This window comes from Snodgrassella sp. (genome assembly GCF_024103505.1).
Lineage (GTDB): Bacteria > Pseudomonadota > Gammaproteobacteria > Burkholderiales > Neisseriaceae > Snodgrassella > Snodgrassella communis.
Map to the genome: position 1 here is coordinate 86,773 of NZ_JAGGIJ010000003.1, position 22,803 is coordinate 109,575.

20 protein-coding genes are annotated in these 22,803 nt (G+C 43.8%); 4 read left to right on the forward strand and 16 right to left on the reverse strand.

Annotation, left to right across the window (positions count from 1 at the left end):
- Positions 1-9 precede the first annotated feature (9 nt).
- The 14 genes from J6578_RS04575 to fdnG all read right to left on the reverse strand — a co-directional run bounded on the left by J6578_RS04575 (position 10) and on the right by fdnG (position 17,019).
- A complete protein-coding gene (locus J6578_RS04575; protein ID WP_287953993.1) occupies positions 10-1,056 on the reverse strand; it encodes a fatty acid desaturase family protein in 1,047 nt (348 codons plus the stop codon).
- Between the two features lie 55 nt (positions 1,057-1,111).
- A complete protein-coding gene (locus tag J6578_RS04580) occupies positions 1,112-2,218 on the reverse strand; it encodes a sterol desaturase family protein (RefSeq protein ID WP_287953994.1) in 1,107 nt (368 codons plus the stop codon).
- Positions 2,219-2,232: 14 nt separating this feature from the next.
- Positions 2,233-2,826 carry a phosphatase PAP2 family protein gene (locus J6578_RS04585; protein ID WP_239363108.1) on the reverse strand — a complete coding sequence of 198 codons (594 nt, stop codon included), beginning with the start codon at positions 2,824-2,826 and terminating at the stop codon, positions 2,233-2,235.
- Between the two features lie 14 nt (positions 2,827-2,840).
- Complete coding sequence (locus tag J6578_RS04590; protein ID WP_287953995.1) at positions 2,841-4,127, reverse strand: F390 synthetase-related protein; 1,287 nt, start codon at positions 4,125-4,127, stop codon at positions 2,841-2,843.
- A complete protein-coding gene (locus J6578_RS04595; protein WP_239363116.1) occupies positions 4,127-4,930 on the reverse strand; it encodes an MBL fold metallo-hydrolase in 804 nt (267 codons plus the stop codon). The genes J6578_RS04590 and J6578_RS04595 overlap by 1 nt, the downstream gene beginning before the upstream one ends.
- Position 4,931: 1 nt before the next feature.
- Positions 4,932-5,939, reverse strand: coding sequence for an NAD-dependent epimerase/dehydratase family protein (locus tag J6578_RS04600; RefSeq protein ID WP_287953996.1), 1,008 nt, complete (start codon positions 5,937-5,939; stop codon positions 4,932-4,934).
- Entirely contained in the window at positions 5,936-6,949 is a 1,014-nt protein-coding gene (locus J6578_RS04605; protein WP_237750566.1) for a 3-oxoacyl-[acyl-carrier-protein] synthase III C-terminal domain-containing protein, read from the reverse strand. The genes J6578_RS04600 and J6578_RS04605 overlap by 4 nt, the downstream gene beginning before the upstream one ends.
- A 173-nt stretch (positions 6,950-7,122) precedes the next feature.
- Positions 7,123-8,226, reverse strand: a complete 1,104-nt coding sequence (locus J6578_RS04610; RefSeq protein ID WP_287953997.1) for a type II restriction enzyme NmeDI-related protein — start codon at positions 8,224-8,226, stop codon at positions 7,123-7,125.
- A 546-nt stretch (positions 8,227-8,772) separates the two neighbouring features.
- Complete coding sequence (locus J6578_RS04615) at positions 8,773-9,702, reverse strand: formate dehydrogenase accessory protein FdhE (protein ID WP_287953998.1); 930 nt, start codon at positions 9,700-9,702, stop codon at positions 8,773-8,775.
- A 251-nt stretch (positions 9,703-9,953) separates the two neighbouring features.
- Positions 9,954-11,279, reverse strand: coding sequence for a cation:dicarboxylate symporter family transporter (locus tag J6578_RS04620; RefSeq protein ID WP_093091113.1), 1,326 nt, complete (start codon positions 11,277-11,279; stop codon positions 9,954-9,956).
- A 101-nt stretch (positions 11,280-11,380) separates the two neighbouring features.
- Positions 11,381-12,181 carry a formate dehydrogenase accessory sulfurtransferase FdhD gene (fdhD, locus tag J6578_RS04625; RefSeq protein WP_093091115.1) on the reverse strand — a complete coding sequence of 267 codons (801 nt, stop codon included), beginning with the start codon at positions 12,179-12,181 and terminating at the stop codon, positions 11,381-11,383.
- A gap of 144 nt (positions 12,182-12,325) precedes the next feature.
- Positions 12,326-12,985 (reverse strand): formate dehydrogenase subunit gamma, encoded by a 660-nt coding sequence (locus tag J6578_RS04630; RefSeq protein ID WP_037490658.1) that lies wholly within the window; start codon positions 12,983-12,985, stop codon positions 12,326-12,328.
- A complete protein-coding gene (gene fdxH, locus J6578_RS04635) occupies positions 12,985-13,899 on the reverse strand; it encodes a formate dehydrogenase subunit beta (RefSeq protein WP_093091117.1) in 915 nt (304 codons plus the stop codon). Before fdxH ends, J6578_RS04630 begins: the two co-directional genes overlap by 1 nt.
- Before the next feature lie 12 nt (positions 13,900-13,911).
- Positions 13,912-17,019, reverse strand: coding sequence for a formate dehydrogenase-N subunit alpha (fdnG, locus tag J6578_RS04640; RefSeq protein ID WP_287953999.1), 3,108 nt, complete (start codon positions 17,017-17,019; stop codon positions 13,912-13,914).
- Between the two features lie 471 nt (positions 17,020-17,490).
- On the opposite strand from fdnG, the gene modA reads away from it, so the two are divergent.
- The 4 genes from modA (at position 17,491) to J6578_RS04660 (ending at position 20,557) form a co-directional block, all read left to right on the forward strand.
- Positions 17,491-18,258 carry a molybdate ABC transporter substrate-binding protein gene (gene modA, locus J6578_RS04645; RefSeq protein ID WP_218060191.1) on the forward strand — a complete coding sequence of 256 codons (768 nt, stop codon included), beginning with the start codon at positions 17,491-17,493 and terminating at the stop codon, positions 18,256-18,258.
- A 63-nt stretch (positions 18,259-18,321) separates the two neighbouring features.
- On the forward strand, positions 18,322-19,002 hold the full coding sequence (gene modB, locus J6578_RS04650; RefSeq protein ID WP_287954000.1) for a molybdate ABC transporter permease subunit: 681 nt from the start codon (positions 18,322-18,324) through the stop codon (positions 19,000-19,002).
- A gap of 81 nt (positions 19,003-19,083) precedes the next feature.
- A complete protein-coding gene (locus tag J6578_RS04655) occupies positions 19,084-19,770 on the forward strand; it encodes an ATP-binding cassette domain-containing protein (RefSeq protein ID WP_093091123.1) in 687 nt (228 codons plus the stop codon).
- On the forward strand, positions 19,763-20,557 hold the full coding sequence (locus J6578_RS04660; RefSeq protein ID WP_239363204.1) for a TOBE domain-containing protein: 795 nt from the start codon (positions 19,763-19,765) through the stop codon (positions 20,555-20,557). The genes J6578_RS04655 and J6578_RS04660 overlap by 8 nt, the downstream gene beginning before the upstream one ends.
- 426 nt (positions 20,558-20,983) lie before the next feature.
- Here J6578_RS04660 and J6578_RS04665 read toward each other — a convergent pair whose 3' ends face one another.
- Positions 20,984-21,505 (reverse strand): TPM domain-containing protein, encoded by a 522-nt coding sequence (locus J6578_RS04665; RefSeq protein WP_239363221.1) that lies wholly within the window; start codon positions 21,503-21,505, stop codon positions 20,984-20,986.
- A 338-nt stretch (positions 21,506-21,843) separates the two neighbouring features.
- Positions 21,844-22,794, reverse strand: a complete 951-nt coding sequence (locus tag J6578_RS10370) for a DnaJ domain-containing protein (protein WP_287954001.1) — start codon at positions 22,792-22,794, stop codon at positions 21,844-21,846.
- Positions 22,795-22,803: the final 9 nt, after the last annotated feature.

Genomic DNA, 22,803 nt, shown 5'->3' on the forward strand with positions numbered 1-22,803 from the left:
ATTTAGCCCTTAATCGGAAGATTGTTTATCCGGTTTTTGCGCCAATTTGCGGATAAATTGTTGTTGCTGAACGAGCAGTTCAACATAACTCAATCTTCGGTAAGGTAATTGATATTGTTGGGCTAATCGTTCAATAATCAGCATTAACGCAGGATAATGACGATGGCTCCACCCCGGAAACAGATGATGGGTTAAATGTAAATTTAGTCCACCTAATAATTCGTTAAATATCTTCGGCGAAGGATACCAGTCACAACAGGTGGTAAATTGTTGATGATACCAACCGTGCTCCATGTGATTATCCGCAGGCGCAGTGTAGAAAGCCGGATCCGCCCAATGCGTACCTAAAAGTAAACAGACAACAATAAAAGATGAAACCATCTGCGTAATCAGATAGACCCATAACACACTATACCAACTGATGCCAACAGAAGATAAAATAAGTATTGGCACAATTAAGGCAATAATAAAGTGTAAAATTTTACTACCTAAAAATAGCGCCCAGCCTTTAATGCCCGTTAAGGTTTTTTTATCGGCGGCTAGCGGTGTTTTACCTAGCTGATCAGACCAATCAAATACCCAAGCAATATAAGGTAGCGACAATCCGGCGATAAAAGGCCAATAATACGGCTGAAACCGCATATGCGGATACCATTTTTGAAACGGTGTTTGACGAAAGACACCATTTTCCTCCATATCCAGATCATAGCCTTGAATATTGGGATAAATATGATGATAGTCGACATGCCTGACTTGCCAATAATGCGGATCAAGCCCTAACGGCAAAGTTACCAAGCGCCCGAAAATACGGTTAGCTAATCGTGATCGAAAAAGCACATTATGACATGCATCATGTTGAGCATTGATATTGGCCAGCATGGCTGACATGACAAAACCAAAATAACAGAGGGCAAATAACCCAATAGTCACTTGATGTAAGCTCAAGAGATAACACACAGCACAAAACAGTAATAATAATAGGTTTTTGAGCAGTAACGCGCTATTGGCAAAGCGATGATCACCTTTTTGGGCTAAATAAGCTTTGGCTTCTGCCATTAATATTTGGTGAAATTGCTCATCATGATGTGCGTAATGTAATTTAGCTAATGGCTTAGTTGACATAATATTGTCCTCTAAGCCACATAGCAAAAGTGATGGTACCGTGGATGACCATTAATCCCATAAATAGCTGCCAATAAATGGCAGACCATTGCAATAGGATAATAAAAAACAGCGGTATCAACCAGCAAAGTCCAAACCAACTGATCATTCCCCAGCGTTTACCTTCCGCCATGCCACCCAAGGCAATACTGCCTAAGACCAAACTACTAAATAACAGATACTGAGTAGCATTAACATTATGATAGCCATAGCCATAATCGTAAACATAACTTAGTACTAGCCCAAATAGAAATAAGCCGCCACTCACTAATAATGCATTGGGTAAACGATAATGCCCTAAACTCGGTGTATAGAGAATGTTGAACATTTTCATAAACGGTAACATGCTCGCCCAAAAAGGATTTTGCGACATAATGCCATGACTGCCATAGGCAATGGTTCTGTCTGTCGGCGTTGTTTCAAAGGTACCAAAAAGCTTATCCCAGATAATAAATGAACCTGAAAAATTACTATTTGCGTAATACTGATCTTTAAGGTGATGGACTTTATGGTGAGTTGGGGTAACTAATATCTGTTCCAATAGTCCTAATTTAGGTGTAATGGCATTATGATTAAAGAACTGGATTGAATAATGAAAAATAGATACGGCAATAAAAATTGGTGTAGGCACCCCGGCAATAGCTAATAAAGCAAAAAACGGGATAGAAGTGAGCGATGAATACCAAGAATTACGAATAGCCAAGGATAAATTAAAATGTTCACCCTGATGATGAACCATATGAATCGCCCATAACAGTGGTATTTTATGGTGCAGCCGATGCTCCCAGTAAAAGCCAAAATCCCAAGCTACTAAGGTAAATAACCAAGTTAATATAATCGGTACATGAACAAACAGATTAAAACTAAAATGCGTATAAATAAAATGATAGCAAACTAATTCCAGTCCACGAAATAACCACAGCATTAAATGCCCAGAATTTAAATTAAAAATGATATCCGGCCAGTTAATGGACACTTTTTTTACATATTGTAAAATCATGGCTTCAGTTATTATTAAGATTATCATAACTACAAAAGGTAAAACTAATTCCAGCATAATAATAATTCCTACTAACCTGACTGTTGTTGCGCTAAACGAGTAAACCCGTAACGCACGCCATATCCAACCATCAGCGCTAATACCATGCCTCCCATAAAATCAATAAAAAGATGGCGCCGAAGTTGAATAATCGAAAAGGCAATGGCCATGCCCCACAATGCCAAGATGATATTGCGCAGCGGATGATTGCGATCGAAGCTCCCCCAAATAGCAAGCATAGTTAAGGTCACATGGAGTGAGGGAAAGCAGTTAACCGGTACATCAATATCAATTAGTCTTGAAAGCAACCAAGAGCTGGCCGAGTTGCCCGTATCAACAGGAAAATCCATTGTGGTTGGAAAAAAAAGGTAACATAGCGCAGCCATTAACCCACTGAGCATAAAACAGGCAGACATCCAGCGCAGGCGGCTATATGGGGCAACCCAAAAACAAATTGGAATAATCAAAAAAAACGATAGATAAAACCAAATTGCATGAGGGGTAAAGTCAATCCACTGGTCAATCATCGAAGGTGCAAGGAGGGTTGGTTTACCTTGTAACTCAGCTGCGCTACGGTAACAGATCCCCACACTGATCCAACCCACCAGCAAATAGAACAATCGCATAAAACAAGGTTGCATTAGCTACCTCGCTGACGAATAATTCGCCGTCTTTTTTGCGCAAATTCATTTGGTAATGCCGTAACAGGTGTCAGCTTCCATGTTAACTGTTCAACATCTGCACCTTGTTGAATGAAATGAACATTTAATGCTTGTTGGCACTGGCTTAACTGCGCCTTGCTACAGCATCCCACCAGCTCAATGCAATGATCGGTATGCTGAATCAGGCGGTAATCGCTGGTTAATGGCAAAGTATTGGCAATCACCCGACTGCAATAATCGGCAAAAATAGTTAATGGATTGCCATATTGATCGGTTAGCAGTAGCTGATCATCGCATCGCCCTTCAATATGAGAAATTGCCATCCCTTGCCGCCCACATTGGCAAGGAGTAGAACGGCGAACTAAAATATCATCCAATTGATAACGGACGATAGGCTGCGTTTCACGGGTAAAATCGGTAATAAGCGGCGTAAATCGATTCTCATCTATCCACTGTGGTTCGATATAAATAAACTCTTCATTTAAATGTAGCGTTCCCAGTGGACAGGTGGCAGCAAGAAAACCTTCTGTGGCTTGATAAACTTCCGCTACCTGCTTAAATGCCTGTTTCAGCAGCTTTTTATCTTGCTCCTCAAGCACTTCTGCGGCTGATATCACTAAAACCGGATCGGCAGCTAACTGGCCGTTAAGCTTTTCTGTGGCCAAGGCGCGCAGTACCTGCGCAGGCGCCACAATAATGGTGGGTTGATATTCATTAAGTGATTGAATTTGATTCTTAAAATTATCAAACAAACCATAAAAACGAAAGGTCAGTCTGTTACTATTAGTGCTATGATAAAGGTGATTATCGGCTCTTAAAAACAGGGCAACGCGTTCTTTTGTCCATAGACCCCGCGGTAACATTTTCGCCAGTATGCCGCCTGCCCATATCTGTTGCTCTTTCGGGCTAACCACAAATAGCCCGCGTTGCCCTGAGGTACCCGAGGATAACCCCACACTAAATTTGCCCATTTTGGCGCTAAAATCGCGCCGTTGTTCGCTTTGTTGGGCGAGGGCCAATAAGGAATGGCAATTCAGGTGCGCGGTATTCATTTGATCAAAATGCGCCATCATTAGCTGTTTGTTCATTAAAGGCCATGTTTCAAATGGCCGATTAATAAACTGCCTAAAATACGGGCTTTTGGTTAATACACGCTGTTTAAATTTTTCTAATTGTTTCAACTGATATGCTTCAAGATCAGCACGTTGTTTAAATGTTAAGCGTTTCGTACGCCAATAATACCAAAGTATTTTTAGTAACCTCATTATTCACCCTCATGGCTTAAATAAATGGTAACGTTTGGCTGATACGAAAGTTGGTGCAGCTGCATAAGAGTTTGCTTATAGGCACGCGGATCGGCCATAATCAGCTGCGTCAAGCGCGAGGGTTGTTTTAACTCTTGATAATTGTCTTTAACCCATGCAGCATCACTGGCTAACAGCGTCCAACCTTCATCTGTCAAAATAAACGCGCCAATATGACCGGCAGCATGACCTGGCAGCGGGACTAAAATCACCTGTTTCTTGCTATTGGGTAAAATATAGCCATGAGTAAAAGGCGATAATTCCGGTGCCAGCGTGCATCGCTCGAACTGCTCTAAAAAACTGACTCGCTGTTCAAAATCAACCGGAATAAGATCCGGCACAAAGCCTTGCTTAAGGGCAAAAAATCCTCGCAAAGGTTTAACCGTTTGCCAACCTTGCTGTGAGCAGATAAAGCGGCTATGGATAAAATCTTTTAATCCAGCAATATGGTCCCCATGAAAATGCGAAATAATCACATGCTGTATACTGGCCAGCTCAATCCCCAACGCGGCAAATTGCGCTTTTAATGATTCACCCTGTTTCAGATAAACCGGTGTGGTTTTTTGATAAAGTTTAAAGATGCCCGATTGAGTATAGCGTTGAAAATATTCGGCATAACCGGTATCCCATAGCCAGCGATAGCCATCAACCTCAATCAGCCATGCCCGTGCCGGAAACTGACAGACATGAAATCCGGCACCGCGCATAGCCATACAAGCAATATGAGTACAATATCCGGCTTTAAAAGGAATAATTTTCGCCATCTCAGACTAACCCATTTTGTTGTAACCAGCGTGCCGTCAGTTCAATGCTTTCACTCAGATGATAAAGCGGTTGGTAACCCAAACGTTCTATCGCTTGTTTCTGGCTTAAGGTCATATCAAAATACAAACTACCAACGCTATAACGGGTTAAAGCTGGTTCTTGATGAGTTAAAGTGGCTACGCTTTCAAGCGTGGTCGCAATACCATAAAGCAAGCGATAAGGTAGCGCACGCACTTTATAATCGATATGCAGCTGATCACTTAACAACGCCTTTAATAACTGATTAAGCTGGCACGGTTGTTGGTTAGTTATATTAAAGACCTCGCCCGATTGGAGCGTTTGCTTGGTTGAGGCCAAAAATAACGCATACACCACATTTAGCACAAAAGTGAGATCAAGATAGGCTTTACCCCCTGCCGGTAAATATAACACGCCACCAGTGCGCTTTAATAACGCCAGCATACGCGGCATAATCACCCGATCATGTGGCCCAAAAATGCCACGCGGTCTTAATAGCAGGTAAACCGTACCCGGATAGCGTGTCACACATTCCTGAATGCGCTGTTCAGCCTGATATTTACTATCAGCATAATGATTAGCAAACCGTTTAGCGCAGTAATCTTCAGGAATATCGTGATGGGATTGAAAATCAAAATAGATCGACGGAGTTGAGACATGGATAAAGCGCTCAATCCCAAGCTGACCTGCCATATCGGCTAAACGTGAAGTCACCGCAACATTGGCCTGATAAAACCAATCATACTTACCCCAAGGGGATGATAATGCCGCACAATGCCAAACCACATCACAATCATTAAGTAATTGGCGGTATTCGCTATCTGTTGCTGTGATTAAATCAAGTTCAGTAAATCTTGCTCCCAGCGCAATAAGCTGCTGCCCTACCTTACCATTGCGACCTGTGGCATGCACCTGATAACCTTGTGTCAGTAACCACTCTACCGCATTACGACCCAAGCCACTGGTCGCACCAGTTACTAAAAACCTCATGGCAATAAAATCATTCCACCTAGGGTTAGCCCCGCGGCGGTACCAATTAACATGACCGGTTTACCCGGATTAAAGCGTTGAGTGATTATCGCTTCATGCAATGCACTAGGAATCGAAGCCGCCACTTGATTACCGCGAAAGCGATAAATATCAATCAAGGCGTCACTTGCCACATTAAGCCGTTTACGCATATGTTCCAGCGATAAATGACTGGCTTGATGAGGAATAACCGTAGCAATATCAGCAAGCGTTAAACCGGCTTGATTTAATAAACGGGCTAAATAAGGCTCAATTAATGACGATGCCAATCTGAATAGTGGCTTGCCTTGCATATGGAAAAGACAATCGCTTTCATCCATGCCAGTTCTCAGATTGCGACGGCTACCGCCACCGCGGATTTCGCACAGATCGATACCATCAGTATGCGTTTCTAATAAACAAGAAAGAATACCGCTGCGCCCATCTCCCTGTTCGACAATCGCACAAGCGGCGCCATCCCCAAAGATTAATGAGGATTCTTCGTCTTGCCAGTTTAAACCCCGTGAAGCCAAATCCGCCGAAACAATGGCAATGCGTCGATAAGCTCCGGTATTCAATAGCCCGGCAGCCACCTGTAACGCACTGATAAAACTGACGCAACTAACATTCACATCCAAGCTAGCAATGGTTTTGGGCAGTGAGCTGGCCTTTAAAATATGCGCTGCCGTATAAGGCAAAGCTTGAACAGGGAGTGCGCACGCTGAAATTAATAAATCAATGGATTGTGCAGCAATATCACAGCGATTCAGCGCATCATCAATCGCTTTGGCGGCCAAATCAGCTTGCTGTAACTGATGATCAGCATGATAACGATAGAGGATACCTGAACGCTTAAGCGAATAACCTACCGGTTTATTCAGTTTTTTATCTAATTCTGTGGCCTCAAGCTTATCCGGTGGTAATGCCACGCCAGTTGCAATAATTTTTATAGGGACTAGCGTTTTGATTGGTATTTCATTGTCATTAAACAAAAGAGATACTCCATAGGCTATCTGGTATCAATTATTATAGTCCACTATGTAATTTTAATAAATCTTTTTAAATTACAGGATAAAAGCGAATAAAAATTAACCATTTAAAATATTATTGATTAGATTTATTTGCCTAATAATGATAAAAAAGTAAAATCAGTTAAAAATAAATTTTATTCTTCATGCTCCGTATAATCCTCTAATACCGCATCGGTCATACGGTCTAAATGTTTAACTTTGCTCAGTGCTTTTAAATTGCGGTAGGGAATATAGCTGCAACGCTCCGATAATGGCCCGCTTTCTAGTAACGAAAATACCGGGCGGCGGATTTCTTGAAACACCTTTTCCTGCCGGCTATCTGGCGCAACAATATGTAGTTTAATATTCATATTGGGTTGTAAAGCAAGTAAATCCGCCATGCGTAAAATACCAGAATACACCGAAGTAGTATGTTCGACTTCAAACGCGCGCGTAATAGCGCGCCCTTTCAACCAAATCACATCAATTTGTTCAATGGTGCTTAAAGTGGTTTCATCATAATTAAGCGGTAATTTTTCTAATAATGCTTCAGTACCTTTTCTCCACTCTTTTAATACACGGCTACGATCAGCTTTCGGTAGCCAAATCTTCATTCCCATACAGGCACCGATCTGGGCAAGTAAAGCCTGCATTTTGAACGATTCGCGCACCTCTGGGTTTTGGGTTGGCACATCATAATCAACCAGCTCGCCATCAGTGGGCACTGATACCTTAACTACTTTATCGGTTCGGTTTACCGTATGGTTTTTTAATTTCTTTTGATCCTGCTCATTTAGAGGATAATCAGTGGCGATGTCATGTTGCTGTAATAGACAGTGCATTAATAACTTGCCATCTTTTTCATTAATTTTATTTAAACTATTACGCAGCAATCCAGTCCAACCCTTACTGTTTTTCTCAATGCCTTGGGTAAAAGAAAGATGTTGCCAAATTTGGTCAGTATACATAGGGATAGCTTGGGGGAATGGTAACCACACTTTAGCCCGAACATGAAAACGGATAGTAAAAGGATCATCCGATGCTAAAAAAAGTGGCGTATCATCTTCATAAGGACCATCAACCACCTCTAGCAGACCACACCAGCGAGATAGTCGAGTAAGATAACAAACAAAAATATCGCCGGCTTTGATTTTTTCGGCTAATGATTTTTGCCGCACGCGGAAACCGGCTACCGTTTTATCTGAATGGGTAAAAGCTTGGTATGTTTCTGGTGAAAAGATGTTGGTATAGTAAGCCATAAATAGTAATCCGCTTTGAATTAACCTTATTTCTGATTGTTCCGTTTTATTTTAAATTGATTAGCTAAATTGTTGTTTAATATCCCTAGTCCAAGATGAAAACTACTCAGTCATAGCGCATTTTCCCCTTATTGAGACCCACACCCACGCTAAAAACCGGTAAATCATTTATTGTTACAGGATTTATCTACCTCCTGAAAATAGTAGTGGAAATGATATATGGCATTAATCATAAATAATTGATTATATGCGTTTCCTGCATAAGCATATCTTATCTGTACTGCGGTAACACACTCCTTTTGAGCACAATTCAGGGATAACAGATATTTGTCCTTATCTGCAAGGGGATATAATATTTTTGTTTGCTATGGGTACTGTTAACAATACTTTTATTCCGAGCATAATAGGAAAAGATTTGATTACGCTAAAAAAATTTCTCCAGCCTTGTCATTGCAGCTACCCATTTACTCAGTCTCAAGGCTATTTATGCATTAAAGCTGTTTAGCTCCTGATTTTTATTTTAAGCCAAACAGCTTCCGGTTAATTTTAATGTCTGGGTACTTTACCCATGAGTAAAAACGGATTGGCACCACCGCGATGCCAACCGTCTTCGCTTAGCAGTATATCCAATGATAAAGAGGCTAAATCATCAGCAATCGGGTCAGCATACTGCTGTTTGGCCAGACGAAAGCGCTTGCGATAGGCATGGCAGCTCGGACAGCATTCAGCTTCGGCACCAGACAAGGCGCCATCACTAGCCTGTTCGATGCGATGTACACCTAAATCGCGGCTGTTATCACAGAAGCTGCACCGCGCACGTACGCTATGCCAGCGGCTGTTACACACACCACAGCACAGATAGCGCAGACCTTCAAGTTCGCCATGCCCGATTATCACCGCACCTACGGCATCAGTACCACAACATGGGCAGAATCCGGGTTCAGGCAATGGTTTGACTGCTGTAGCCGCTAAATTCAGCGCAGCATGGGTATAGATTATTTGTAGTACGGCGTTTACCCAAATCTGATAATCCTGCTGTGCCACGCCAAGCTGTTGGTTTAGTGCTTGCTGGCACAACTGGCTGCGTTCTTCGCTGCCTAGCTGCAATATTTCTTTCCATACCTGTGTAGCTGTTGGTGTTAATTGCTGTTGCAGTAAGGCATGTAAATCGGTAAACAGACGGCCGGTTAAATCGTGATTAGCTGTTAATAAAGCCGGAGTAAGCGGAAATTCAGCCGTATCGTCTGACGGCAGCATCCATGCAGCTTGTGCATAGCGCTCCAGCAAGGTTTGCTGGGCATGACATATAGCAGCAAGAAGCTGTAAATATGGCTGCCAGTCGCTGCTGTCTTCTGCGGCCAGTTCACTCAGGCGCAATGCACGCTGGCTGAAGATATCGGTCTGAGGCTGCTGCCAGAATGGGATATGAAAAAATTCCTGTGCCTGTATGGCTTCTGGTGTTGCTTGTGTTTTCATGTATCTATGCTATCTGATAGTGGTTACTCATGATGATGCGATTGTGCTGATACCATTATCAATGATTAAAATAACTGAGTTTAACTAAAATTATGCATTCTGTCTGGATTTGCTGGCGGTTATTTTTGCTGTGCTGCTGCAAGAGATGACGGTGATATCTGCAGCCAAGCACTTTATACAAACGAATAAGTTAACTGCGGGCAATAAAAAAGGTTCAGATTTTTCTGAACCTTTTTATCAGTATCAATCATTTATTTGATACCAAGGGATTTCTCGTATTCTCGCGCTTTTTCATCGTCAAAATCATGTTCCCAGCGTGAGATCACCAGTGAAGCCAGTGCATTACCGATTACATTCACTACGGTACGTCCCATATCCAGAATACGGTCGATACCTAGAATAAAGCCCAAGCCTTCCAGCGGGATGGATGTGGTAGCCAATGTAGCAGACAATACCAGAAATGATACTCCGGGCACGCCGGCAATACCTTTGGAAGCCACCATCAGGGTAATTACAATCATTACCTGATCTGTAACAGACAAGGGAATACCGTATAGCTGTGCCAGAAAGATAACGGCAATACTCTGATACAGAGTAGAACCATCCAGATTGAATGAGTAGCCGGTAGGAATCACAAAGCTGGTAATGGATTTCGGCGCACCATATGCTTCCATTTTCTCAATCATTTTTGGCAGTGCGGTTTCAGAACTGGAAGTTGAGAAAGCAACAATCAGCTCGTCTTTGAGAATCTTGATGATGGTAAAAATGTTGAAGCGGCAGATATAGGCCACGCCACCCAGAATCACCAGCGTAAACACCACCATCGCCAGATAAACGATGAGTATGAGTTTCATCAGCGGAATCAGTGAGCCAAAACCAAATTTGCTGATGGTTACGGTCATCAGGCCAAACACCCCAATCGGCGCATAGCGCATAATCATATTGGTGATTTTAAACATCACATCGGAGATGACTTTCAGAAAATCTGAAAAGAACAGGCGCTGGTTATCAGGCAGTTTGGTTAAACCCAGACCAAAGAATACACAGAAAAAGATTACCGGCAGGATTTCACCTGAGCTGAGAGAGTCAAAGATGTTATGTGGAATCATATCCAGAATCATCACAACCAGACCATGCGGTTTCTCGGCCAGTGTCTCGCTTTTCTGTACATACTGGGCAACGCTGCTGTGTTGCAGATTGGAAATATCAATACCGCTACCGGGATGGAACAGGTTACCAAAGAGCAGACCCACACCTATGGCAACGGTAGTAATAATCTCAAAGTACAGAATGGTTTTACCACCCAGTCTGCCCAGACTTTTGGAATTGCCCAGCCCAGCAATCCCCAGTGTCAGGGTACTGAGGATAATAGGCAGTACTATCATTTTAATCAGGCGGATAAAAATATCGCCCATTGGCTGTAATACATTAACTACCCATGATTGATAGGTTTTGTAGTACGGATGTGACGGATCTGCAAAGGTATGCAGATACAATCCTACTACTACACCCATGATCAATGCAAAGAGAATTTGCCAGGCCAAATTACGGCTATATCGTTTGATTATCGATAACATAGTCGTCCTTACTTTAATTGGTAATTTAGTTCTTATTCAAGCTAACAAGCAAAACAAAAACATATAGAGTATACCCTACTATTTCTTGTTTTATATATGCGTTAAGGATGAAAATATTGAGGATGGGTATAAATTACTTGGCGATTATAGCGCGCAAAACCCACCAGCGTGATATTAGCCTTGTGAGCTAAATCAATGGCATAGGTGGTAGGCGCAGATACGGCCACGATACACCCAATACCGGTTATTGCTGATTTCATTACCATTTCAAAACTAGCGCGACTGGACAATACCACAAAACCCTGCTTCCAATCCACTTTTGTACGCAATCCCCAGCCAATAAGTTTGTCTAAAGCATTGTGCCGGCCGATGTCTTCACGTACGGTTACAATCCTGCCAAACATGTCTGCCCACACCACACCGTGAACGGAACCGGTTTGCGCCCGCAACTGCTGACATTGGTTAAAATCAGTCAAAACTTGCCCGATTATACTAAAATTTATATGATCTGTACGTAATACTGGTTTTAATTCTGGTTGTACTGCTGCCAGACTATCAATGCCACACAAACCGCAGCCGGTGCGCCCGCTCATCTGGCGACGACGGCTTTTAAGACGGCTGAAAGCAGCGCTGGCCAGTTCAATCTCAACCATAATGCCATGCTGATGTTCACTGACTTCAATGGCATAAATCTGCTCTGCATTTTCAATAATACCCTCACTCAGGCTAAAACCCAGCGCCAGTTCGGTAATATTTGCAGGGGTAGCCATGAGTACAACATGGGATATACCATTATAAACGAGAGCTACTGGGATTTCGGCACTGATATTGTCACTGGTACTGCTGCACTGTCCGGCTTGTGCCACCCAGACTGTACGGCTTTGTGCGGGTGTATGATTCATGAGATTTCTTTGCCTGTATACAGGCAGTAACGGGGGGATAGACAATCCTGAACAGAAATCAGGACTAAAAGAAAGATATTAGTTTTACTGTCTGTATGGCGACAATAGCCATACAGACAGGATTACCAGATATTACCGGCAGGATTACTCGTTGGTCTGTGAACCAGAATTCTGTTGAGTTCTGGCTTCTTTTTTGGCCATCATTTCCCGATACCAGCGCGGATGGTGTTTTTTCGCCCATTCCTGAGTGACTACCCCTTCTACCATAGCCGGAATGGTACCTTTAATCCACAATGCGGCATAAACATGAATGATGATGCCAACAATCAGCAGAATAGCAGAAGCAGAATGTACCAGCAAGGCAATACGCACTACCCAGATAGGGAAATAACCGGAGAAATATTGCCGCCATGCTATCAGGCCGCTGAGTAATAACAACGCCATGCTGATCGTCATCACCCAGAACATGATTTTCTGACCAGCATTGTATTTGCCGGTATCGCCAATTTCTCTGCCCACCAGTATATGCCTGATGCCTAATAGCCATTTTAGGTCATCACGTTCAAAAAAGTTAAATTTAACGTAGCGGAAAAACTGGATAAAAAAGCCTAGGAACATCACGACACCGATAAACGGGTGCAGTATACGCGCCAGTTGCGGAGAACCGAACACTTCGGTTAACCAGAAGAAAGACGGATAGAAAAATCCCAGTCCTGAAATGGCCAGCAGTACAAAACAGCCTGCCACTACCCAGTGATTAAAACGTTCGGATTTTTTATAGCGCTGAAGTAACAATTTTTTCATTATGCGTCCCCTTTGTCCTTAAGGATTTCACCGTCGCGATTAAGAACCTGTTCTTCGTCATCATCGGGGCGATTCGGGCCAATGGTAATGTAGTGCAGCCAGCCTGCAAAAGCAGCAGTAGCAATACCAAAAGCAGCTATTGGTTTGAGCATACTTTTCCACAGTTTGACAGTGGTGCTGATACGCGGATTATCTGGTAAGCCGTGGTACAAGCTGGGTTTGTCGGCATGATGTAATACATACATGACATGGGTTCCCCCTACCCCCTGCGGGTCGTACAGCCCTGCTTGTTCAAAGCCACGCTGTTTCAAATCCTTAATGCGTTCACCCGCCAGACTTTTCATGTCTTCCTTGCTGCCAAAGTGGATAGCACCGGTAGGACAAGTTTTCACACAGGCCGGTTCCTGCCCGACAGCGACGCGGTCGGAGCATAAGGTACATTTATAGGCACGGTTGTCTTTTTTCGAGATGCGCGGGATATTGAACGGGCAGCCAGAAACACAGTAGCCGCAACCAATGCAATTTTCCTGATGGAAATCAACAATACCGTTTTCATATTGGATAATTGCTCCCGGTGATGGACAGGCTTTCAGACAGCCAGGATCGGCACAGTGCATACAGCCATCCTTGCGAATCAGCCACTCCAGTTTGCCGTATTCTTCGGTCTCGGAAAAGCGCATGACTGTCCAGCTATCAGCACTCAGGTCAATCGGGTTATCGTATACGCCATGATTGGTACCGACTTCGTCACGAATATCATTCCATTCAGAACACGCAGCCTGACAAGCCTTGCAGCCTATACAGGTAGAAACGTCAATCAGTTTGGCAATTTCAATCGGCTTGCGTGCCTGTGGCAGCGGCGTGAGCTGATTAGTGGCGGAACGACGTTTGATATCTAAAGATTGTAAAGCCATAATTTATTCCCCTCACGCTTTTTCGATATTACACAAAAAGGTTTTGTATTCTGGTGTCTGCGTATTGCAGTCACCAACAAATGGTGTGAGTGTATTGATGAGAAATTGTTTTTTCTCGCCAACATTTACCCAGCCACCATGCAGGGGAATACCAATCTGATGTACTGTCTGGCCGTTGATATCCAAAGGACGCAGACGTTTAGTGACTACGGCTTTGGCTTCCACCCAGCCGCGCTTGGTACTGATTTTAACGGTATCGCCTTTGGCAATATTTTTTTGTGCAGCCAGCTCCTCGCTGATTTCAACAAATTGTTCCGGCTGGGCAATCATCAGTAATTTCACTGATTTAGTCCAGAACTGGAAATGCTCAGTCAGGCGATAGGTGGTGCCGACGCAAGGAAATTCATTTTTATCACCGATGCGTTCTTTAACACTGTCAAACAGACGCACTGCGGGTGTATTCAGCACTTTCGGGTAGAGCAGATTTTTACCCACCGGAGATTCTGTCGGTTCATAAAATGTCGGGAATGGACCATCCACCAGTTTTTTAGTACAGAACAGACGACCAACGCCCTCCTCGTTCATGATAAACGGATTCATATTGGTGTCAGGTGCCTGATCGGCCTTATAGTCGGCAACATCAGCGCCAATCCATTTACGGCCATCCCAGTGAATCAGTATCCGTTCCGGATCCCAGGCTTTACCTGCCGGGTCGCAAGAAGCTCGGTTATAGAGAATGCGGCGATTTGCTGGCCATGACCATGCCCAACCCGGGGTATTGCCCAGTCCGGCATTGCTGTTATCGCGCCGTGCCATCTGATTGCCGTTTTTAGTCCATGAACCAGCAAAAATCCAGCAGGCACAGGCAGTAGTACCATCATCGCGTAACTGAGCAAAGCCATCCAGTTGTCCGCCTTTGGGCACGATAATATTGCCCTGTTCGTCCTTGATATCTGCCAAAGCCCAGCCATTGGACTCCTGTGCCATTTCTTCCGGTGTAGGTGAATGCGGTACTTTATACGGCCAGCTCAGATTAAGAATCGGTTCGGGTGCTTTACCGCCCTCTTTTTCATACAATGCCTTGATACGCAAATGCAGCTCAGCCAGAATCTCAAGGTCGGCTTTAGCTTCTTCTGGTGCTTCGGCGCCGGCATAGTGCCATTGTAACCAGCGTGAAGAATTGACAATAGAACCGTTTTCTTCCGCAAAACAGGGCACTGGCAGACGGAATACAGTAGTTTGGATAGCAGATGGGTCTACATTATGCGCATCACCATGATTTTCCCAGAAAGTAGCTGTTTCTGTATTCAGCGGATCCATCACTACCATCCACTTGAGGCGTGAGAATGCTTCAACAATACGATTAGAATCAGGGAAAGAACCCATTGCATTAAAGCCCTGTACCAGCAGACCATGCATCTGTCCCTGATACATCATTTCTGCCATTTGCAGCACATCGTACATTTTGTCCCACTTTGGCAGCCAATCATAGCCCCAATCATTTTCTTTGGTAGCGTTATCACCAAAGAACCATTTGAGCAGGCTTACCATAAATTTGGGCGTATTGTTCCAGTAATTAAGCTGTCCCGGGCGCAAGGCAGCCGGCGTCTGTACGTTTAAATAATCGGCAAAAGTAGGATTTTTCTTTTCATTGGGCAGGCTCAGATAGCCCGGTAAGCTGGTGGAAAGCAATCCCAGATCAGACAGCCCCTGAATATTGGAATGGCCACGCAGAGCATTGACACCACCTCCGGCCATGCCGATATTGCCAAGAATCAGCTGTATCATCGCCATGGTACGGATATTTTGCGAACCATAGGTATGCTGTGTCCAGCCAAGTGCATACAGAATCGTGCCAGCTTTGTTTTTTGCTGAAGTAGCTCCCAGTGCCTCACATACCAGCAGAAAGTCCTTAATCGGTGTGCCGGTAATTTTATGCATCATTTCCGGTGTGTACTGAGCATAATGTCGTTTCATTACCTGCCAGACACAACGCGGATCTTCCAGAGTCGGATCTACTTTGGCATAGCCGTTTTCATCCAGCTCATATGTCCAGCTGGCATTATTGTAGACAGCACCACCTTTAGCACCTTTTGGCGCGGCTTCCGGAGCCATGCTGCCGTCTTTAGTGGTGTAATCAGCATGCCCTGAAAACAGACCTTCATGAAATCCATAACCCTCGGCTACAATAAAAGCAGCATTGGTATAGTTTTTAACATAATCCCATTGAACTTTATTGTTCTTAATCAGCCAGTTAATTACCGCACCAAGAAAAGCAATATCTGTACCGGAACGAATCGGCAGATAATGGTCGGCCACGGAGGCAGTACGGTTAAAACGCGGGTCACACACAATCAGCTTGGTGCCCTTCTGTTTTTTGGCTTCAATAACCCATTTAAAACCAACCGGATGCGCTTCGGCGGCATTACCGCCCATGACCAGAATAAAATCTGCATTCTGAATATCCGTCCAAGTGTTGGTCATGGCACCACGGCCGAATGTTGCAGCCAGCGCCGATACTGTTGGACCATGACAAACTCGTGCCTGCGAATCGGTGCCTACCAGCCCGAGCGAACGCATGAATTTCTGCGTCAGAATACCAGTTTCATTGGAGCTGGCAGAAGCACACAGCATCCCCAGACTTTCCAGCCGATTTACGGTAACACCATCTGCATTTTTTTCAATCAGGTTGGCATCCCGTTCGTCTTTAATCAGACGGGCAATGCGATCCAGAGCCTCATCCCAGCTAATGTCTTTCCATTCACTGCTGCCTGCTTCACGCACCTGCGGATGCAGCACCCGGTTCGGGCTGTTCACAAAGTCAATCAGAGAAGCGCCTTTGGGACAAAGGCTGCCGCGGCTAACCGGATGATCCGGATCTCCTTCAATATGAAAGATTTTCTTTTTGGCATTTTTCGCGCCGTCACCGAGGCTGTACAACAACGTACCACAACCCACTGAACAATATGTGCAATTATTGCGTGTTTCAGTTGCCCGTAATAATTTGTACTGGCGGACTTCAGCAAAAGCAGTGGCTGGTGCCATGCCCATGACTGCTAATCCTGTCGCGCCGGCACCAGCTGCGGTAACCTTGAAAAACTGGCGTCTTGTCAGGTTCATGTTTGATGGTTCCTAATGAAATTATTTTTATTTATTGCAGAGAATTTAATCTCTTACAGTTTACTAAATATGCTAGTAATTTTATTAATGCTAACATTACACTCCATTATAATACTTTATTTGGACTCTTTATATTACAATTTTATCTCTAATTTTAATATTTATAAATAAATATAGTTTCATTTAAAACCTTGATTTATCTAATACATACAATTTTTTTTAATTAAATAATATGCTTAACCTGCTGGTGAAATTTATATTAGTCATTCAACAAATTATTTCATCTGCAAATAAATATTTGCATATATTCTGATTTATAAATATTTTTATTCACAATCACATATTAGGCTCAGATACAGGCCTCATTGCCTTTCGTTATATAGCAAGGTATATTTCGAAACAATTTTCTTTTATAATCAGCTCAGCTTAACCTCACCAAAGATAACAATATATTTTAACCAAGGATAAAACATGAGTCATATGTATACCCGTTTGAATGCCATTATCACCACAATAGGTCTATGCGTTATCAGCAATTCTTCTTTTGCCGCCAGCATCTCTGTGTCTGCTGCAACCAGTCTTTATAATGCATTCCAAGACATCGCCAAGGCATACATGCGGCAATATCCGGAAGACCAAGTTAAGCTCAATTTTGGTGCATCCGGAGCCCTGCTACAGCAGATGCAAAATGGTGCGCCGGTAGACGTATTTGCGTCGGCAGACCAGCAGACCATGGATCAGGCACAAGCCAGAAATCTGGTGCAGGCAAAAGACAGAATTAATTTTGTGAATAATACGCTGGTGCTGATTACACCCAAGAAAGGTGGCGTAACTGTACGTAGTCTGAAAGATCTGCAACAAAATGGTATTAAGCATATTGCACTGGGGAATCCGGCTTACACACCAGCGGGTCGCTATGCACAGGCAGCAATGGAGCAGGCGCATCTATGGAATAAGGTTCAGCCTAAAATCGTTAATGTAAATAATGTACGGCAAGCACTGGATTATGTGGCCAACCAATCTGCGGAAGCTGGTTTTGTTTTTGGTACGGATGCCGCTATTATGCCGGATAAGGTAAGTGTAGCCATTACCATTCCCACCCGTAAACCCGTCAGCTATCCTATCGCTAAAACCGTAGCCAGTAAGGAACCAGCGGCGGCATATCGTTTCATTGGCTTTATCCGCTCAGCAAAAGGTCAGCAGATACTTAAGAATTACGGTTTTCAGAGCGCCAGCTGAACATAATTTCTACTGGTAGTTATTACCATTGATTGCCTGAATTTTTCATTTTAAGGAGAAGCAATGGCTGCGGCGTGGATTGCCCTTGCCTTATCGCTAAAAATTGCCCTGTGGGCAACAGCTATCAATCTTGTTCTCGGTATTGGCACTGGCTATATACTCGCACGCAAGGCTGTATGGGGGCGGGAACTGATTGATACTGTCCTCACCCTGCCAATGGTGATGCCGCCAACGGTACTGGGTTATTATCTGCTGGTACTGATTGGTAAAAATGGTTTTATTGGCCAATGGCTACAGCATTATCTAAACATTAATCTGATTTTTACTTGGCAAGGTGCTGTAATAGCAGCCACAGTGGTATCGTTTCCGCTGGTATTTAAACCAGCGCGCGCTGCATTTGAGAGTCTGGATCCACAACTGGAACAGGCCGCCCGTGTTTTGGGTATCAGTAATGCCGGTGTTTTCCTGCGCATCACCCTGCCTCTGGCATGGCGCGGTATTCTGGCTGGTGTATTACTGGCGTTTGCCCGCAGTATGGGCGAATTCGGTGCTACACTGATGGTGGCTGGCAGCATTCCCGGGCAAACACAAACACTTTCAATTGCCGTATATGAAGCAGTACAGGCCGGTGATGACTTTCTGGCCAATACACTGGTACTGATAATTTCTGTGGTATGTATTCTGATATTACTGTTTACCAGCAAAATTTTATCCGGCAAAGTACCCATGCACAATCTTAAATAACCCAATGCCAGTACCGGAATATAACGATACTGCTTTTGCATTGCCTTGTTTGTGCTTGTTTTTAATTCAGCCAGTGGTTTTATGTTAGATTTTAATTTCCAAAAAAACCTCCAGCGTACTGATGGCAGCCAGTTTACACTGGATATTCGCCTGTGCACTCAGGCTCCACGTACGGTAATTATGGGCGCATCTGGTAGTGGTAAAAGCCTGATGTTGAAAGCCATTGCCGGCTTGTTAACTCCAACACAGGGTCATATTATTGTTAACGGAGTACCGCTGTTTCAGGCACCAGACCTCAATCTCAGCCCGCAGCAACGCAAACTGGCCTATGTTTTTCAGGATTATGCTCTTTTTCCACATTTGAATGTGCGCCAGAACATTGCCTGTGGTATTCAGCATGGTTTATTTAATCCGCGTAAATCCAGCCGTGATCCAGAAGTCGAACACTGGCTGACAGCTATGCAGCTTAATGCTGTAGCCGAACAATATCCGGCACACCTGTCTGGTGGCCAGCGCCAGCGCGTGGCACTTGCTCGGGCACTAATTGCAAGACCAAGTGCTATTCTGCTGGATGAGCCATTTTCCGCACTCGATACCCAGCTACGCGCACAAATGCGTACAGAACTGGCCAATTGGCAATACCAGCTAAACTTACCTATGCTACTGATTACGCATGACCCTGAAGATGCTGCTGCTTTTGACGCTCAAATCTGGCACATGGATAATGGACATTTATATTCAGCTCCCCATAGCAGCCATTATGAATGAATTCAATCTCGATACCGAACTGATTCCTACCATTAACGGCCAGCGAATTGGTAACAGCAAAAGGATCGCCCTACTCGAAAATATTCAGCGTTTTGGTTCGATTACTCAGGCAGCCAAAGCTGTACCCATGAGCTATAAAGCAGCATGGGATGCCATAGACGCGCTGAACAATCTCGCACCGCAACCTTTAGTATTACGCCAGACTGGCGGTCAGGGCGGTGGCAACAGCGTTTTAACCGCCTTTGGTGAAGCTTTTTTAAATTATTACCATACCATGCAGCAACGCCACCAGCAGTTACTCCGGCAACTGCAAAGCAATGCCGACTATAACCACTATGGTTTATGGCAGAAAATGAATCTGGATTTAAGTGCCGATAATCAGCTGGCCGGAATTGTAAGTCGCATCGTTGACGGGGCAGTAAATAATGAAGTTCATCTGCGCTTAAGCAGTGGGCAGGAACTGGTAGCAATGCTTACCCGGCACAGCTGTGAACAGATGGAACTAGCTGTTGGCATCGACGCACTTGCCCTGATTCAGGCATCAGCCATTATGCTTGCCCGTCCTGATGCCAATTTACTTATATCTGCACGCAATCAGCTTAACGGAAAAATACGCCATATCGATACCGGCGCAGTTAATAGTGTTATTACTGTAGACTTAGGTGCAGCGCTTAGCCTGACTGCTAGCGTTACCCGCAATAGCGTAGAAAATATGCAGTTGGATAGCGACGATGAAATTATATTGTTAATCAAAGCATCAAGTATCATTCTCGGGCGTCTGCGCTAAGCTAGCATATATTGGCATTTGTCATCCCATACACATAAACAAGCGAACAGCAGCCTGCCCTGCCTTATTCCACAGACTCATACACTGAAGCCAGAATAACCCTACTAATCAGTATCAAATTATTCTGGCTTATACTAATGCACAATAGCTAAGCTATTTACGGCCAGTGCATATTTTCTCTTTGTTTAAGTCTGTCATTTAAGCCGCAGGTAGATTGTAAACCCTATATATATGTATTTTAATAATATTTAGCAAAATTTATTCAAAAAAACTCTTTATATCATTTCATCACAATATATTGATAATTAATATCAATATGTATATTGATCATTTCCATTCTGCTGTTTAATCACAAGACTGAAAATATTATTTTATATCTTACCCAGACCTGAATCAGAAAATACCAGACATATAATACCTTCAGCATTATTTCAAAATCACCTCATCTTCCAGTTCATTAACTCCCGCATGTATACGTGGAAAATGCTGCGCCAGTAATTCTGTCAGTTCATCCAGTCCACCACTCAAACCGGCCATATAATTCTGCTGCTGAAATGCTTGTGTGATGTGATTGCATATCTGTTGCCACAGCGTCATGTCAACACAGGCATTAATACCCCGGTCTGCAATGATTTCCACCGCGCGGTCAGCAAACAGCACATAAACCAGAATGCCACTCTTTTCCGCCGTATCCCACACCCCCAGTTGTCCGAACCAGTACTGGGCACGCTGGCGTGCCGTTACATGATGGCAAAGACAGGCTGTGTTAAGACTGGATTCGATCACAAACCGCAGTTGCCCGGTATGGCGTTGTTCCGAGCGCGCAATCTGCTCAGTAAGCTGTTGCCGCGCCAGTATCGGAAAATACATACTTACCCGCTGGCGTGGATGTGTCCAGTGGCGCCAGAGCCGTGGCCACAACCTCATACTCAGTTTATTTGTACTCATACAGCCCATTCTTTCCTGTATATTGATTCAATTTGGTAGCACTACTGATTAATTTAAGAGTGTATGGAGTTTGATTTTATAAATCAACACTATAAAAATTATACTCATATTTAAACAGATACAGTTTTTTCCAATCAACAAGACTGATTTCACTGTTTTGTCTGTGACTGCTTTGAATATTTTTAGTACTGAGCAGATTAATGAAAAGAGTGAATTTTATGCAAAAGGTATAGGTATTTATCAGATTTACCTGTCTGAAAAGGAATAATCCTTTAAAAATCCTTATAAACTATCTATGGCATATTAAACTTAGCACCAATCAAGTAGCTCCCAAGCAGCTAAACAAATCCACGCAACTTTTTTATACAGGCATATGCAGCCTGTATACGCTGAGTATGCTCGGTTGCTTGCTGTGTTTCAGCAGCCGATAATTTCTGTTTGACCAGCTTGTCCGGATGATATTTATTCATCAGACGGCGGTATGCCTGTTTGATTTCCTGCACACTGGCATTTGCCGAGATACCCAGTACCTGATAAGCATCCTCATATGATTCTTCAACTGGTGGCGACTGTGTGTTACTCTGCCATTGTTGACGGTATTGCTGCTGTTGTTGGCGTTGCTGTTGTTGGCGTTGCTGCTGTTGGCGCTGCCGCTGTTGGCGCTGCCGCTGTTGGCGTTGCTGCTGTTTCCATTGCTCATTTGTCTGCCAGTAATGGTGGTGGTATTCATTATTCTGCTTATGTACTGTCTGGCTGGCAAAAATCAGCATTTGCGCATAGGGAATATGGAATTCATCCGCCATAATTTTCAAAATGTGCCGCTCATTGTTATGCAGCCGGCCATCTATCAGCGCAAATTCGAGTATATGTTTACAAAACAGCATCAAAACGTGCTTATCATGACTGTAGGCACCATACAGCCGGCTAAGCCGTGCTCTGAGCGGATAATTTTGCATTTGTCCGGTATTGAAAGCATAGCGTGTCAGCACTTCCGTTTCTGCATCCAGCTTCAATGCTTTAGTCATTGCATAAACACGCGACCGGTCTGCCTCTGAAACATGCCCCTTAGCAGCGCAAACTTGCCCTGCCACCTCAAACAGCACCGCAATATACAGATTTCTGTCTGTGGCAATAGACGCTTCAGCACCATCATTAACAATATGCACTGCATAGAGATAAAACAGAATCAGTATTATCAGCACAATATCAAGCAACATGCCGCTAACACCAAAACGCTTGGGTAAATACCACAGCACCAGAAAACAAATACCAAATCCGATTTTAGACATGTATGCCTA